The following is a 15,368-nucleotide window of genomic DNA, read 5'->3' on the forward strand; positions in this document are numbered from 1 at the left end:
GGACGCCCGGTCTGTCAGCCCATCTTCAGCACGTTCAGGTCACCTACCATCTCCCCGCCGCTGGGGTGGCCGTCTGCGTCGAAATAGGCATGCCAGTACTTGCCATCGTTCTTGCGACTGACCGGGATCACCCTGCCATCCTTCTGGCGGTTGCCCAGGTATGTCCATGGCGCCTTGAAAAACGGGCGCATGGAAAATCGCCGGTACGTACCCACCTCTGTCGGGCCACCGCGCTGGCCGTCGATGTAAATGCGCCAGAATGCATCGGACTCCTTCACCGGGTAGAAGCGCAAATACCCGAACTCCTGCGTCACATCCAACTGCTGATACTCGTCACCTGCCTTGACGAATATCTGATAAGCCGGCGAGCCGTCCGTGAGGGCATAGCATTTGAAGGTGAAGCGGCAACGCTCACTTTCATCAACGTCAGGAAAATTGCAGAAGTTATTGACCGTCAGGTAGGACGACACAATGCGCTGCCCAGGCAAATGACTGCCATAGGGGTGGGCGAACACCTCGTGACGGTCCCAGTACCCCTCGAACCCTGCAACCTGACATTTGATGGTGGCGACAAACGATTTATCAGCTAACGACTTGGCCATGGTATGGCTCCCTGCCAATGAATGGAGCGGCCAAACTACGTGGGCGAGCGTTCCGGCATAAACCGGAAAAGCCTCCGAGCAATGCAGGGTTATGTCATTGAAAACAAAGGACCCAAAATGACCGCTCACCCCATAAAGGGTGGCCAAATGCTGTCGTCCATGGGAACCTTTTAAGAAGTAGAGACGTCCACTCCCCTGATTCGACCATTCGTCAGGGTGTTGCACTACCGGCAACAGTAGCCTGACGAGGCTGCGCTTATGGCACGCGTCGACACCTGTCTGCACAGGTGTCCGCGAGCTGCTTCTCGCGAACTCACCGTTGACCGCCAGGCATGGCTGGTCGCCACCGACGGTGGGTGCGCCGACTGAAAAAATAGGAGTCCGCCTGTGGCTATTCGCTATGGCAAAGGGCTGATGGGGTGTGCGGCAGTTGTCGCCATCCTGGCCCTGCTGATCCACTGGATCGGCATCAGTACCATCGAGCAGTACCGTGAAGATTTACTGTTTTACCTGCAAGCGCATTTGATTCTGGTGGTGGCCTCGATGGTTGCCGCGCTGGTGGTGGGGATCCCCGCGGGCATTGCCCTGAGCCGACCGAACATGGTTGGCCGCGCCGAACGCTTCATGCAGATCTTCAATATCGGTAACACCGTCCCCCCCTTGGCCGTACTGGCCATCGCCCTGGGCATCCTTGGCATCGGCAGCGGCCCGGCCATCTTCGCCCTGTTCCTCGCGTCCCTGTTGCCCATTGTGCGCAACACCTATGAAGGCCTGAAAAACGTTCAGGGCTCACTCAAGGAAGCCGCCACCGGCATCGGCATGACGCCGCGCCAGGTGCTGTTCCAGGTCGAACTGCCCAACGCCGTGCCCATCATCGTCGGTGGCGTGCGCGTGGCCCTGGCCATCAACGTCGGTACCGCCCCGCTGTCGTTCCTGATCGGCGCCAACAGCCTTGGCAGCCTGATCTTCCCCGGCATCGCCCTGAACAATCAGCCGCAACTGCTGCTGGGTGCCGCCTGCACGGCGCTGCTGGCACTGCTGCTCGACGGCCTGGTGTCCATGGCCAGCCGCCTGTGGCTGGAACGCGGTCTGACTCGCTGAACAAGGGATCCTTCATGAAAGTACCAAGCATGCTGCTGGGCCTGGCCCTGCTGTGCGCGGGCGTTGCCCACGCCGCCGAAAAACCGGTGATCCGCCTCGGCGCCCGGGTGTTCACCGAACAGTCGGTGCTGGCCGCCATCACCGCGCAATACCTCGATGCCAAGGGCTACAACGTGCAGGTCACCAGTGGCCTGGGCAGCAACCTGGCGCGCAGCGCCCAGGAAACCAACCAGCTGGATATGGTGTGGGAATACACCGGCGTGTCGCTGGTGTCCTACAACCACGTGGACGAGAAACTAGACAGCGCCGCCACCTATCAACGGGTCAAGGAGCTGGACGCCAAGAAGGGCCTGGTGTGGCTGACCCCGTCGAAATTCAGCAACACCTACGCCCTGGCCTTGCCGCAAAACATCGCCAAGGCGTACCCACAGGTCAACACCATCAGCCAGCTCAACCAGGTGCTGCGCGATGAACCGAACAAGGGCCACGTGCTGGCGCTGGACACAGAGTTCGCCAACCGCTCCGACGGCCTGGTGGGCCTGACCCACACCTACGACCTGAAATTCACCCGCCGCGATATCCGACAGATGGACGCCGGCCTGGTCTACACCGCCCTGCGCAACGGCCAGGTGTTCACCGGCCTGGTGTACACCACCGACGGCCGCCTGAACGCTTTCCACCTCAAGCTGCTGGAAGACGACAAGCACTACTTCCCGGACTACACCGCAGCGCCGGTGGTGCGTAAGGACTTTCTCGACGCCCACCCGGACCTGGCCGCCGACCTCAAGCCGCTGGCCGAACTGCTGGACGACGAAACCATGCGCCAGCTCAACGCCCAGGTCGACGTCGAGCACCTGAGCCCGACCGCCGTGGCCGCGCAGTTCCTGCGTGACCACCCCGTGCCTGCAGCCGCGAAGGAGCAACCATGAATTTCCTCGACACCTTCTCGCATCTGGACTGGGCCCAGGTGCTGCACCTGACCGGCCAGCACATCGCCCTGGTGGGCGTGGCCGTGAGCCTGGCGATTCTGGTGGGCGTGCCGCTTGGCATCGTCATGACCCGCTTCCCCTCCGCCGCCGGCGTGATGCAGGCCAGCGCCACGGTGCTGCTGACCATCCCGTCCATCGCGCTGTTTGGCCTGCTGCTGCCGTTCTACTCCAAGTTCGGCCAGGGGCTGGGGCCGTTGCCGGCCATCACCGCGGTGTTCCTGTACTCGCTGCTGCCCATCATGCGTAACACCTACCTGGCCCTGACCGGCGTGGAACCGGGCATCCGTGAAGCGGCGCGCGGCATCGGCATGACCTTCGGCCAGCGCCTGCGCATGGTCGAACTGCCCATCGCCGTGCCGGTGATCCTGGCCGGCGTACGCACCGCCGTGGTCATGAACATCGGCGTCATGACCATCGCCGCCACCATCGGCGCCGGTGGCCTGGGCGTCCTCATCCTCACCTCCATCAGCCGCAGCGACATGTCGATGCTCATCGTCGGCGCCGTGCTGGTGAGCGTATTGGCGATCATCGCCGACCTCGCCCTGCAATGGCTGCAACGCGCCCTGACTCCCAAAGGATTACTCAAATGATCGAACTTCAGAACCTGACCAAGACCTTCACCAGCAACGGCAAAGACGTCAAAGCCGTGGATTCCGTGAGCCTGACCGTCAATGAAGGCGAGATCTGCGTGTTCCTGGGGCCTTCGGGCTGCGGCAAAAGCACCACGCTGAAAATGATCAACCGCCTGATCATGCCCACCTCGGGCAAGGTGCTGATCAACGGCGAGGACACCACCGGCCTGGATGAAGTGACCCTGCGCCGCAACATCGGTTACGTAATCCAGCAGATCGGCCTGTTCCCCAACATGACCATCGAGGAAAACATCACCGTGGTGCCGCGCCTGCTGGGCTGGGACAAGCAAAAATGCCACGAGCGCGCCCGCGACCTGATGAGCATGATCAAGCTGGAGCCCAAGCAGTACCTGCACCGCTACCCGCGTGAACTGTCGGGTGGCCAGCAACAGCGCATCGGCGTGATCCGCGCCCTGGCGGCCGACGCCCCGCTGCTGCTGATGGACGAGCCGTTCGGCGCGGTCGACCCGATCAACCGCGAGATGATCCAGAACGAATTCTTCGAGATGCAGCGCGCGCTGAACAAGACCGTGATCATGGTCAGCCATGACATCGACGAAGCCATCAAGCTGGGCGACAAGATCGCTATTTTCCGCGCCGGCAAACTGCTGCAGATCGACCACCCCGACACCCTGCTGGCACACCCGGTGGACGACTTCGTCAGCAACTTCGTGGGCCAGGACAGCACCCTCAAGCGCCTGCTGCTGGTGAAGGCAGAAGACGCCGCCGACAACGCCCCCTCGGTAAGCCCCGAGACGCCGGTGGCCGACGCCCTGGAACTGATGGACGAGCACGACCGCCGCTACGTGGTCATGACCGACGCCGACAACAAGGCCATGGGCTACGTGCGCCGCCGCGACCTGCACCGCCAGCAGGGCACCTGCCAGGACTACCTGCGGCCGTTCAACGCCACCGCGGCGTATGACGAGCATTTGCGCATCCTGCTGTCGCGCATGTACGAGTTCAACCGCGCGTGGTTGCCGGTGCTGGATGCCCAGAATGTGTTCCTGGGCGAGGTGACACAGGAGTCGATCGCGGCCTACCTGAGCTCGGGCCGCTCGCGCGGCATGAAGACCAACATCGTCTCCCCCGCCGAGCTGGTAGAGCAGGCCACTGCCTGACCTGTAGCCGCTGCAGCCAGGCTGCGCTGGCCCTGATGTGCGCTGAAAATTTCCAGTGAGGCACAGGGCCAGCGCAGCCCGTCGGCAGCGGCTACTGGGGTATGCAGGGGAACATCAGCCTGTCATGCAGGTCGGTTACTAAGGGTATGCCCAAGGCTCAGCGACGAACGCGTGTAAAAACGCGACATTTTTTGTTGATCTTGAGCCCCTCACGTCCTAAAGTTCGCGCCGACCGTCCATGCTGGAAACGATCCATCCGGCTCAAGTACTGACGACGAGACAGCAGGCCATGTGGAAGCAACGCTTCTTATGGCCTTTTTGCTTTCGGCGACATGCCTTGGGAAGTAGGCGAACCAAAGTGGGGATACGGAGGGCGGTCAAGAGAGGTGTGCACCGGGTGCCACCTTCACCCATGAATATTTTCAATGTTTGCCAGCAGGAGTCCCAGCATGTCGATCCAGGTCGAAGACTATTTCGCGCGCGAAACCTTTCAGAAAATGAAGGCGTTCGCCGACAAGCAAGAAACCCCTTTCGTACTCATCGACACTCAGATGATCAGCCAGGCCTACGACGACCTGCGCGCCGGCTTCGAATTCGCCAAGGTGTACTACGCGGTCAAGGCCAACCCAGCCGTCGAAATCATCGACCTGCTGCGTGACAAGGGTTCGAGCTTCGACATCGCCTCCATCTACGAGTTGGACAAGGTCATGGGCCAGGGCGTTGGTCCTGAGCGCATCAGCTACGGCAACACCATCAAGAAGTCCAAGGACATCCGCTACTTCTACGAGAAAGGCGTGCGCCTGTTCGCCACCGACTCCGAAGCCGACCTGCGCAACATCGCCAAGGCCGCCCCAGGTTCGAAAGTGTACGTGCGTATCCTCACCGAAGGCTCCACCACGGCTGACTGGCCTCTGTCCCGCAAATTCGGCTGCCAGACCGACATGGCCATGGACCTGCTGATCCTGGCCCGTGACCTGGGCCTGGTGCCGTACGGCATCTCCTTCCACGTGGGTTCGCAGCAGCGCGACATCAGCGTGTGGGACGCCGCCATCGCCAAGGTGAAGGTGATCTTCGAGCGTCTGAAAGAAGAAGACGGTATCCACCTCAAGCTGATCAACATGGGTGGCGGCTTCCCGGCCAACTACATCACCCGTACCAACAGCCTGGAAACCTACGCTGAAGAAATCATCCGCTTCCTGAAGGAAGACTTCGGTGACGAACTGCCGGAAATCATCCTGGAGCCGGGCCGTTCGCTGATCGCCAACGCCGGTATCCTGGTGAGCGAAGTGGTACTGGTAGCCCGCAAGTCGCGCACCGCCGTCGAGCGTTGGGTATACACCGACGTGGGCAAATTCAGCGGCCTGATCGAAACCATGGACGAAGCCATCAAGTTCCCGATCTGGACCGAGAAGAAAGGTGAAGTGGAAGAAGTGGTGATCGCCGGCCCAACCTGCGACAGCGCCGACATCATGTACGAAAACTACAAGTACGGCCTGCCCCTGAACCTGGCCATCGGTGACCGCCTGTACTGGCTGTCCACCGGTGCCTACACCACCAGCTACAGCGCTGTGGAATTCAACGGCTTCCCGCCGCTGAAGTCGTTCTACATCTAAGCTGTTGGCAAAATGAAAAAGCCCCGCCTAGTGCGGGGCTTTTTTGTAGCCGCTGCCGCCAGACTGCGCTGGCCAATGTGAACCCTGAGGATCGTGGGCGGGGCACTGGGCCAGCGCAGCCTTCGGCAGCGGCTACAGGAATGCGTTGTAGCCGCTGCCGACAGGCTGCGCTGTCCTTCGCTGGAGATTTTCAGGGTTAATACCGGCCAGCGCAGCCTGGCGGCAGCGGCTACAGGGTGGCGGCCTTGGCGGCGTATTGGGCGGCCATCGCGCGGATGCGCGCATCGCTGGCCTGCAACAGCGCCGGCCCGCTGACCCGCAGGAAATTCAGGTTGCCGCCCTCCAGCGCCACCTGCAGCCAATGCAAGGCCTCATCCACCCTGCCCGCCTCGGCCAACACGGCCGCATGGCTGAACTGCCCGCGAAAATCCCCGGCCTGCGCCGAACGCCGATACCAGTCGTGGGCCTGGGCCGGGTCAGCCTCGCAGGCCATGCCGTGTTCCAGGTAACGCCCCAGCAGGTTCATCGACTTGGCGTGGCCCATCAGCGCGGCACGCCGGTAGCACACCAGCGCCAGCTCATGGTCCAGGGCCACGCCACGGCCGGTACCCAGCAGGTTGGCATAGTTGTAGAGCCCCCAGTCCAGCCCCGCTGCCGCCGCTTCGCGATAATGCATTGCCGCCTGCGCGGTATCGGCCGGGCCGCCCCAACCATGCTCATGGCAACGGCCGAGCATGTTGCGCGCCATCAGTTGCCCGCCGTTGGCAGCAATCTCGAACCAGGTGCGCGCCAGCGCCGGATCACGTTCTATGCCCTGGCCATCAAGCAGGATCTGCCCCAGCAGCGCCTGGGCATCGACCACGCCAGCACGGGCAGCAATCAAGATCGCCTGGGCTGCCCGCGCCGGGTTTTCGGTGAGCATGGCGCTCAGCCGATCGGCATCGAGCACCTCTTCGCGGCGCAGCTCAAAGCCCATGTCAGACGTCCACCCAGCGGCGCAGCAGGTTGTGATACGTGCCGGTCAGGCGCACCAGCGATGGGTGATCGGGCACATCGCGGGTCAGGCTCTGGATGGCACCGTCCATCTCGAACAGCAGCGCCCGCTGGCTGTCTTCGCGCACCAGGCTCTGGGTCCAGAAGAACGAGGCGTAGCGGGTACCGCGGGTCACGGCGTTGACCTTGTGCAGGCTGGTGCCGGGGTACAGCACCAGGTCGCCGGCCGGCAGCTTCACCCGCTGGGTGCCGTAGGTGTCCTGGATTTCCAGCTCGCCGCCGTCGTACTCGTCAGGGTCACTGAAGAACAGCGTGGACGACAGGTCGGTACGCACCCGCTCGGGATTGCCACGGGCCTGGCGCACGGCGTTGTCGATGTGGAAATCGAAATTGCCGCCGGCCGTGTAACAGTTCAGCAACGGTGGAAACACCTTGTGCGGTAACGCCGCCGACATGAACAGCGGATTTTTCCACAGCCGCTCCAGCATCGCCGCGCCGATCTCCACCGCCAGCGGGTGGCCTTCGGGAAGCTGCAGGTTGTGCTTGGCCTTGGCTGACTGGTGCCCGGCGGTCATTTTGCCGTCGGCCCAATCAGCGGTTTCCAGGGCCTGGCGGATGCGTGCCACTTCCTTCGGGGAGAAGATGGCGGGGATGTGCAACAGCATGGCGATGGCACCTGAAAACGGATGGATGCCAATGGTATTGATTCTTATTGACTGTGTACAAGTGCCTGACGTACGAAATTGTAAAAACCGTAAGGCAAAAGTGTAAAGAACGTAAATTCAGTGCGGATAGCACCGTGTCGCAATTGATACCGAATTTCATTTACCCTACATTCCGCCGCCTCGAACACCTTGGGGAAGGCTAAAAACAATGTCACGCCAACACGTTTACGTTCCTGTCAGCTCACCGCGCTTGCTGGTGTCCGCCATCGGCATGGCCTTGGGTGCAGCTTCGGTTGCCCAGTACACGCAGGCCGCCGAAGACACCGATGCCAAGCAGACCGGCGCTATTTCGCTGGGTGCTACCAGCATCACCGGCGAGGCGCAGGAGCCTTCCTACCAAGTCGAGAAATCGGCCTCGAGCAAATACACCGCACCGCTCACCGACACCCCCCGTTCGGTCACCGTGATCCCCCAGCAAGTCATCAAGGACACTGCCGCCACCTCGCTGCAGGACGCCCTGCGCACCGTGCCGGGCATTACCTTTGGCGCGGGTGAAGGCGGCAACCCGCAGGGCGACCGCCCGTTCATTCGCGGCTTCGACGCCCAGGGCGACACCTACCTGGATGGTGTGCGCGACACAGGCGCCCAGACCCGGGAAATCTTCGACATTGAATCGGTGGAAGTCAGCAAGGGCCCGAACTCGGCCTTCGGCGGCCGCGGCTCGGCCGGTGGCAGCATCAACCTGATCAGCAAGCTGCCCAAGGACCATGACTTCCTCGACGGCGGCTTCACCTATGGCTCCGACCAGACCCGTCGCTACACCCTGGACGTGAACCGCAAGTTCCTCGACACCGCAGCGTTCCGCCTGAACCTGATGAGCCACGAACAGAATGTGGCCGGCCGTGACTCGGTCAACTACGACCGTTGGGGCGTGGCGCCGTCGCTGACCTTCGGCCTGGGCACCGAGAACCGGCTGAACCTCAGCTACTACCACGTGGAAAGCAACGACCTGCCGGACTCGGGCATCCCGTACGGCTACAGCTCGGCCACGGCTACCGCCCACGTGCACGACAAACCCACCGACGGCGGCGACAGCAGCAACTTCTATGGCCTGAAGGACCGCGACTTCCGCAAGACCCGCGCCGACATCAGCACCATTTCGTTCGAGCACGATTTCAGCGACACCATGACGCTGAAAAACACCCTGCGCCACGGCAGCACCGGCCAGGACTACATCCTGACCCAGCCCGACGACAGCCAGAAGAACGTCAACAAGTACGGCACCGTGTGGCGCCGCGCCAACGCCCGCGTCAGCACCACCGAAACCACCACCAACCAGACCGATCTGTTTGGCGAGTTCAACGCACTGGGCTTCAAGAACAACTACTCCACCGGTGTCGAATTCACGCGTGAAGTCAGCCATGTTACCGGCTACACCTTCGCCAACCCGGCCAACAGCAACCCGGGTGCCACCTCCCCAGGCGGCACCGGTTGCCAGCCAGGCGAGACCAACGGCGGCACCTGTACCTCGCTGAGCGACCCGAACCCGAACGACGACTACACCGGCACCATCACCCGCAACTACGCGGGCACCAAGACCACCGCAAACACCCGCGCCATCTATGCCTTCGACACCATCGAGCTGGACCCGCAATGGCTGCTGAACCTGGGCGCGCGCTACGACAGCTTCGATACCAAGGCCGACAACGCCACCACTGGCAAAACCAGCAACGATTCCAACTTCTGGAACTGGCAGGCCGGCCTGGTCTTCAAGCCGACGGACAACGGCAGCATCTACGCCTCGTTCGCCACCTCGGCCACCCCGCCGGGCGCCATGCTCAACGAAGGTGTGGACGGCAACCCGCTGACCGCCGGTAACAGCACGCTGCAGAGCGACTTGGAGCCGGAAACCACCAAAAACTACGAAATCGGTACCAAGTGGGATGTGTTCCAGGATCGCGTGTCGCTGACCGCTGACATCTTCCGCACCGAGAAAGAAAACACCCGGGTGCTGACCGCCAACAACACCTATGAAAACGCCGGCAAGACCCGCGTCGACGGTTTCGAATTGTCGGCCACCGGCAAGATCACCGAGAAATGGCAAGTGTTCGCCGGCTACAGCTACCTGGACAGCGAGATCGTCAGTGGGGGCCTGGCAGGCCGTAACGGTACCGTCACCGGCGGTGCTGCTACCGATGGCAAGGAACTGCCGAACACCCCGAAACACAGCGCCAGCCTGTGGACCACTTACCAAGTGGCACCGAAGCTGACCATCGGCGGCGGCGCCTTCTATGTGGGCGAAGTCTGGGGCGACACGGCCAACACCGTGTACGTACCGTCCTACACCCGCTACGACGCCATGGCCGCGTACAAGCTGAGCAAAAACGTCGACTTCCAGCTCAACGTGCAAAACCTGACCGACAAGGTCTACTACGACAAGGCTTACGCCGCGCACTTCGCCAACCAGGCAGCCGGTCGTACCGTGTTGTTCAGCACCAACTTCCACTTCTAACCCTATAGAAGTGGCCCCAGGCCCCGCTCACTGGTTGAGCGGGGCTTTTGCGTGTTTGGGACTTATTCGCAACCGATCCGGCATACTACCCGCCGCGTTCAGCGCCCGTTTTGGCAAGGTGATCTCAAGTGTTGAAGAAAACACTGTTTCAAGTGCACTGGTTTTTCGGTATCACCGCAGGGCTGATCCTGGCCCTGATGGGCGTGACCGGTGCGCTGGTGTCGTTCCAGGATGAAATCCTGCAGACCCTCAACCCCACCAGCCTCAAGGTGCAGGTGCAGGACAGCGGCGTACTGCCGCCTTCGCAGCTGGTGCCCAGGCTTGAGGCGGCCAAGGGCAAGTCGATCTCGGCGCTGTGGGTGGAAAACGACACCGGGCTGGCCTCGCGGGTGTTCTTCACCCCGCCACCGGGCGAGCGTCGCGGTGAGCTGCGTTACTTCAACGCCTACACCGGTGAGCTGCTGGGCCGGGTGCGCGGTGAAGGCTTCTTCGGCTTTACCCTGCAACTGCACCGGTTCCTGGCCATGGGCGAGTTCGGCAAGAACATCACCGGCGCCTGCACCTTGATCCTGGTGTTCTTCTGCCTGTCGGGCCTGTACCTGCGCTGGCCGCGCAAGGCGCTGAACTGGCGCGCCTGGCTGACATTGGAGTGGGCCAAGAAAGGCCGCGCCTTCAACTGGGACCTGCACGCGGTCGCCGGTACCTGGTGTCTATTCTTCTATCTGCTGCTGTCGGTGACGGGCCTGTTCTGGTCTTACGACTGGGTGCGCGAAGGCTTGAACACAATGCTGGGCGAGGCTCCCAAAGGCGGCCAGCATGAGCGACCACGCGGACGCATGCAGCGCCCCGCCCCGCCCAGCGGCCCGGTCGAGGTGAACTACGACGCCGTCTGGGACAGCATCCGCAACCAGGCCGGGCCGGACTTGAGCGCCTACAACCTGCGCCTGGCACCCCAAGGCCAGCCGTTGACTGTGTTCTACCTGCTCAAGGACGCGCCGCATGAGCGCGCGTTCAACAGCCTGATCATCGAGCCGCTGACCGGCAAGGTGCGCCACCAGGAACGCTTCGCCGACAAGGCCCTGGGTGGCCAGCTGCTGGACAGCGTCTACGCCCTGCACGTGGGCAGCTACTTCGGCATCATCGGCCGTATTCTCAACACCGCGGCGGCCGTGTGCATGCCGCTGTTCTTCATCACTGGCTGGCTGCTGTACCTGGACCGCCGCCGCAAGAAACGCCAGGTGCGCGCTGCTCGTCAGGGCGTGGATGGCGCCAAGGCCGCAGCCGATGCCTGGTTGATCGGCTTCGCCAGCCAGAGCGGCTTCGCCGAGCAACTGGCCTGGCAGAGCGCCAGCCAACTGCAAGCCGCAGGCCTTGCGGTGCGCGTGGAACCGCTGGCGCGGCTGACCGAGCAGGACCTGAGCCAGGCGCAAAACGCACTGTTTGTGGTCAGCACGTTCGGCGACGGCGAAGCACCGGACAGCGCCCGTGGTTTCGAGCGTAAAGTGCTGGGCCAGGCCTGGTCACTGGCGCACCTCAACTATGCACTGCTGGCCCTGGGCGATCGCCAGTACCAGCACTTCTGCGGCTTTGGCCAGCGCCTGCACCAATGGCTGGGCGAGCGCGGTGCGCAAAGCGCCTTCGCCCCGGTGGAAGTGGACAGCGCCGACCCGCTGCCGCTGCAACACTGGCAGGAACAACTGGGCCAGCTCACCGGCGCGCAGCCGATCATGGCCTGGCAGGCGCCGCTGTACGAAGACTGGACCCTGAGCGAGCGCCGCCTGCTGAACCCCGGCAGCGAAGGCGGTCCGGTGTACCTGCTGGGGCTGACGCCACCGGCGCCGCACACCTGGCAAGCGGGCGACCTGATCGAAGTGATGCCGCGCCTGAGCAGCGACGTACCGCTACAGACCCAGGCGCGGGAATACTCCATTGCGTCCATCCCGCAAGATGGCCGTCTGGAATTGATCGTGCGCCTGGAGCGCCACCCGGACGGCACCCTGGGCCTGGGTTCGGGCTGGCTGACCGAGCACGCGCCACTGGGCGCGGCCATCAGCCTGCATGTGCGTCGCAACGCCGGCTTCCATGTGCCTGCTGACGATGCGCCCGTCATCCTGATCGGCAACGGCACCGGCCTGGCCGGCCTGCGCAGCCTGCTCAAGGCCCGCGCCGCCAAAGGCCATGCACGCAACTGGCTGATCTTTGGCGAGCGCCACAGTGCCCACGACTTCCTGTGCCAGGACGAGTTGAAAGCCTGGTACGCCAGCGGTCACCTGCAACGCCTGGACCTGGCGTTCTCGCGTGACCAGGCCAGCAAGATCTATGTGCAGGACCGTCTGCGTGAACATGCCCGCGAGGTGCGTGAATGGGTGGCCGATGGTGCGCTGATCTACGTCTGCGGCAGCCTGCAAGGCATGGCCGGCGGCGTGGAAGCGGCGCTGCGTGAGGTGTTGGGTGAGGATACTGTGGAGTCGCTGAGCGAGCAGGGCCGTTATCGTCGCGATGTGTACTGACGGGGGTACCTGTCAGTTCTTACAGTAGACGCCGGGTGGGACGAGGGATCCAATCAACACTTCGTTGACGCCGGAGCCCTCGCCCATGAACGCTTCCTCAAGTACCCGCAAACCAGGTGAACTGGACCCCGATTTCGGCCTCGATGGTGTACTGACCATTGAGCTGGGCAGCAACCCTTTGCCCAACATAAAGGCTGTGAAAACCACTGCGCAGGGTGAGTTGTATGTGCTGTGCAACTCCCTGCAAACCTATGGTGCTTTCCTGTCCAAATACAGCGCCAGCGGCGTGCAGGACCGTACCTTCGCAGGCGGCAAGGGCTACATCATCAACGACGCCCCGAACAGTTCGGCCAGCGCCGACCTGCAGTTGCAGGGTGACAAGCCCCTGATTTTTTCTGACGACATCGCCCACCTCACCATTGACCGTTTTCTGCCAAACGGGCTGCCGGACAGTGGCTTCGGGACAGGGGGGCGCATCAGCATCCCTTTTGACGGGTTCAACCTGCCCCACACCGGCGCCAGCGTACCGGCCGGTAAAGTCCCCGGTTACTCAAAAGGCCCCATGCTGACGGTTCAGCACGGCAACCGCTGGTTTGTCGCCTTCGCGGCGCGCTGGTTTGGCGACCGCTATCTATCCGTGCTGGTGTGCCTGAATGACCAGTTCGAACTCGACCTGAGCTTCGATAAAAAAGGTTACACCGTCATTGACCTGGCGGGAGAAGCGATCATCTGGAACACCCCCGCGCGCCTGATTGTGCAAACCCATGGCGCCAACGCCGGCAAGCCCGTGTTGTTTGTGCGCAGAAGGGCCTTGCTGACCGGCGATACCGATGCTCTGTCCGACTTCATGGTGCGGTTGAATGCGGACGGCAGCCACGACTACACCTTCGGCGACAGCAATTCAAACCGGGTGGCACTGCCCGCCGACGACATCCTGGATATCCAGGAAATGATCGCGGACGAAAACGATGACCTGAAGGTCATCGGCGTGCAGTGGGACTTCGAGGGCGCCGCGCGGGGCTATACCGCCAACGGCAACATTGACGTGGCCTTCAACGGCGGCAGCCTGTGGACCTCGAACGCCAATGATTTCTGGCTAAGCGGCACATCCACCGGCCGACTATTGGACTACCGGTTGATGACATGGGGTTACAACACCACCCATGAGCGCCGCGTGTACGTGAACCGTGTGAACCGCGATTGCGAGCAGGATGAGGGCTTTGGCGACGCCGGCCTCTCCCGGTTCATCTACAACCTGCCCAGCGGCTATTCCGCCGAGAAGAAAACCACGTTGCTGACCCAGGACGCCTATTGGCTTGGCCTTGGCCCGGCCTTGCTCAAAGTGCTGCGCGACTGACTGCCCCCTCGTTTTCCATCAGAGGAATATGACCATGAGTGCTCAAGACGAAATCAACGAACCCGGTGACCTGGACCCCTCGTTTGGGCTGGGCGCAATCGTCAGCCTGGATCACCTTGCCGGGCCTTCCAGGTGCCAAGGTATGCAACTTGCCGGTGACGGTGGCGTGCTAGTGCTGTCGGACAACCCGGACGAAGGCTACTGGCTCAGCAAGTTCACCGCCCAGGGTGCCCTGGACACGCGCTTTGCCAAGGGCGATGGCGCGTTGTTCGATGGCACGCTACGTTCGCGTAACGCCGCGCTGCACCTGTGGGATGACCGCCCCACCGTGATCGCCGCGCAGGCCAGCCAATTGATGATCAAACGCTACCAGCCCGACGGCCTGCCCGACCCAGGCTTCGGGCAGGACGGCGCCGTGTATGTGCCACTGGGCGATTTGATTCCCGCCTTCAGCGGCAAACTGACCACCGTCCGGCACGATAGTTACTGGTATGTGGCTTTCGCTGCAAAATGGCAGGGCAGCAATACCCACCTGCTGACCGTGGTGCTGCGACTGGACCAGGACGGTGGGCTGGACGCAGGCTTCAATCAAACCGGGTTCACCGTGATCGACCTGGCCGGCCAGGAGCCCATCTGGAACATGCCCGTCGACCTCAAGGTTCAACAGCACGGCAGCAATAAAGGCAAACTGCTGGTGCTGGTGGAGCGTCGGTTTACCCCCACCGATCGGCATGACAACTTCGTCGTCCGCCTCAATGAAGATGGCACCCGGGACTTCCCGTTCGGACCGCAAGGCGATGGCCTGGTCGCGCTGGCGTATGCCGACTTTGCCAAGACCAACCGGCTGGTGCTCGATGCCGCCGATACCTTCAAGGTGCTGGGTGTGCGTAGCAACGGTGACTGCGCGGGGTTGGGCTTTACCCTCGACGGCAGCGTGGACCCCGGCTTCAACAGTGGCGCACTGTGGCTGACACCGGTAGGCGTCTCCCAGCACAAAACCGGGTGGTGCAGTGGCATTTCCTGGGGTGACCAGGGCAGTTACCGGCTGTTGACCTGGGGCCTTTACAGCGACCGGTTCATGGCCCATCAGTTTCAGATCAGTCGGGTCAACCAACGCTGCGAGCCCGACACCGATTTCGGGGATGACGGCAACAGCGCCTTCGACTGCAGGCTGGGCCAGGGATTCGGCGAGGGGCGCCCGGCTACCGTGCGCTCCCCCCAAGGCGATTACTACCTGTGTTACAGCGACAAGGTCATCAAGGTGCTTGGGTGA

The 15,368-nt window shown here is 62.6% G+C and carries 12 protein-coding genes; 9 read left to right on the top strand and 3 right to left on the bottom strand.

The genetic code is table 11. The annotated features are described in order from the left end of the window. Positions 1–14: 14 nt before the first annotated feature. Positions 15–602 (bottom strand): hypothetical protein, encoded by a 588-nt coding sequence (locus ACZ9GA_RS24095; RefSeq protein WP_457360293.1) that lies wholly within the window; start codon positions 600–602, stop codon positions 15–17. 414 nt (positions 603–1,016) lie between these two features. Between ACZ9GA_RS24095 and ACZ9GA_RS24100 the strand changes: the two genes are divergently transcribed. From ACZ9GA_RS24100 to ACZ9GA_RS24120, 5 genes are all read left to right on the top strand, one after another. After that, positions 1,017–1,703, top strand: coding sequence for an ABC transporter permease (locus ACZ9GA_RS24100; RefSeq protein ID WP_457363658.1), 687 nt, complete (start codon positions 1,017–1,019; stop codon positions 1,701–1,703). Positions 1,704–1,717: 14 nt separating this feature from the next. Beyond that, complete coding sequence (locus ACZ9GA_RS24105) at positions 1,718–2,632, top strand: glycine betaine ABC transporter substrate-binding protein (RefSeq protein WP_457360291.1); 915 nt, start codon at positions 1,718–1,720, stop codon at positions 2,630–2,632. Further along, a complete protein-coding gene (locus ACZ9GA_RS24110) occupies positions 2,629–3,282 on the top strand; it encodes an ABC transporter permease (protein WP_457360289.1) in 654 nt (217 codons plus the stop codon). The genes ACZ9GA_RS24105 and ACZ9GA_RS24110 overlap by 4 nt, the downstream gene beginning before the upstream one ends. Further along, a complete protein-coding gene (locus ACZ9GA_RS24115) occupies positions 3,279–4,445 on the top strand; it encodes an osmoprotectant ABC transporter ATP-binding protein OsmV (RefSeq protein WP_457360287.1) in 1,167 nt (388 codons plus the stop codon). The genes ACZ9GA_RS24110 and ACZ9GA_RS24115 overlap by 4 nt, the downstream gene beginning before the upstream one ends. Positions 4,446–4,894: 449 nt before the next feature. Beyond that, positions 4,895–6,058: a type III PLP-dependent enzyme gene (locus ACZ9GA_RS24120; RefSeq protein WP_457360285.1), complete on the top strand. Its 1,164-nt coding sequence runs from the start codon at positions 4,895–4,897 to the stop codon at positions 6,056–6,058. 229 nt (positions 6,059–6,287) lie between these two features. On the opposite strand, the gene ACZ9GA_RS24125 is transcribed toward ACZ9GA_RS24120, so the two are convergent. Both ACZ9GA_RS24125 and ACZ9GA_RS24130 read right to left on the bottom strand, forming a co-directional pair. Further along, entirely contained in the window at positions 6,288–7,034 is a 747-nt protein-coding gene (locus ACZ9GA_RS24125) for a tetratricopeptide repeat protein (RefSeq protein WP_457360283.1), read from the bottom strand. A 1-nt stretch (position 7,035) separates the two neighbouring features. Then, a complete protein-coding gene (locus ACZ9GA_RS24130) occupies positions 7,036–7,716 on the bottom strand; it encodes a Fe2+-dependent dioxygenase (protein WP_457360281.1) in 681 nt (226 codons plus the stop codon). A 208-nt stretch (positions 7,717–7,924) separates the two neighbouring features. Between ACZ9GA_RS24130 and ACZ9GA_RS24135 the strand changes: the two genes are divergently transcribed. From ACZ9GA_RS24135 to ACZ9GA_RS24150, 4 genes are all read left to right on the top strand, one after another. Next, complete coding sequence (locus tag ACZ9GA_RS24135) at positions 7,925–10,228, top strand: TonB-dependent receptor (RefSeq protein ID WP_457360279.1); 2,304 nt, start codon at positions 7,925–7,927, stop codon at positions 10,226–10,228. 128 nt (positions 10,229–10,356) lie between these two features. Continuing rightward, positions 10,357–12,738 carry a PepSY domain-containing protein gene (locus tag ACZ9GA_RS24140; RefSeq protein WP_457360277.1) on the top strand — a complete coding sequence of 794 codons (2,382 nt, stop codon included), beginning with the start codon at positions 10,357–10,359 and terminating at the stop codon, positions 12,736–12,738. Between the two features lie 85 nt (positions 12,739–12,823). Further along, positions 12,824–14,095, top strand: coding sequence for a hypothetical protein (locus tag ACZ9GA_RS24145; RefSeq protein WP_457360275.1), 1,272 nt, complete (start codon positions 12,824–12,826; stop codon positions 14,093–14,095). Positions 14,096–14,129: 34 nt separating this feature from the next. After that, on the top strand, positions 14,130–15,368 hold the full coding sequence (locus ACZ9GA_RS24150; RefSeq protein WP_457360273.1) for a hypothetical protein: 1,239 nt from the start codon (positions 14,130–14,132) through the stop codon (positions 15,366–15,368).

Source organism: Pseudomonas sp. TE3644, assembly GCF_056278815.1.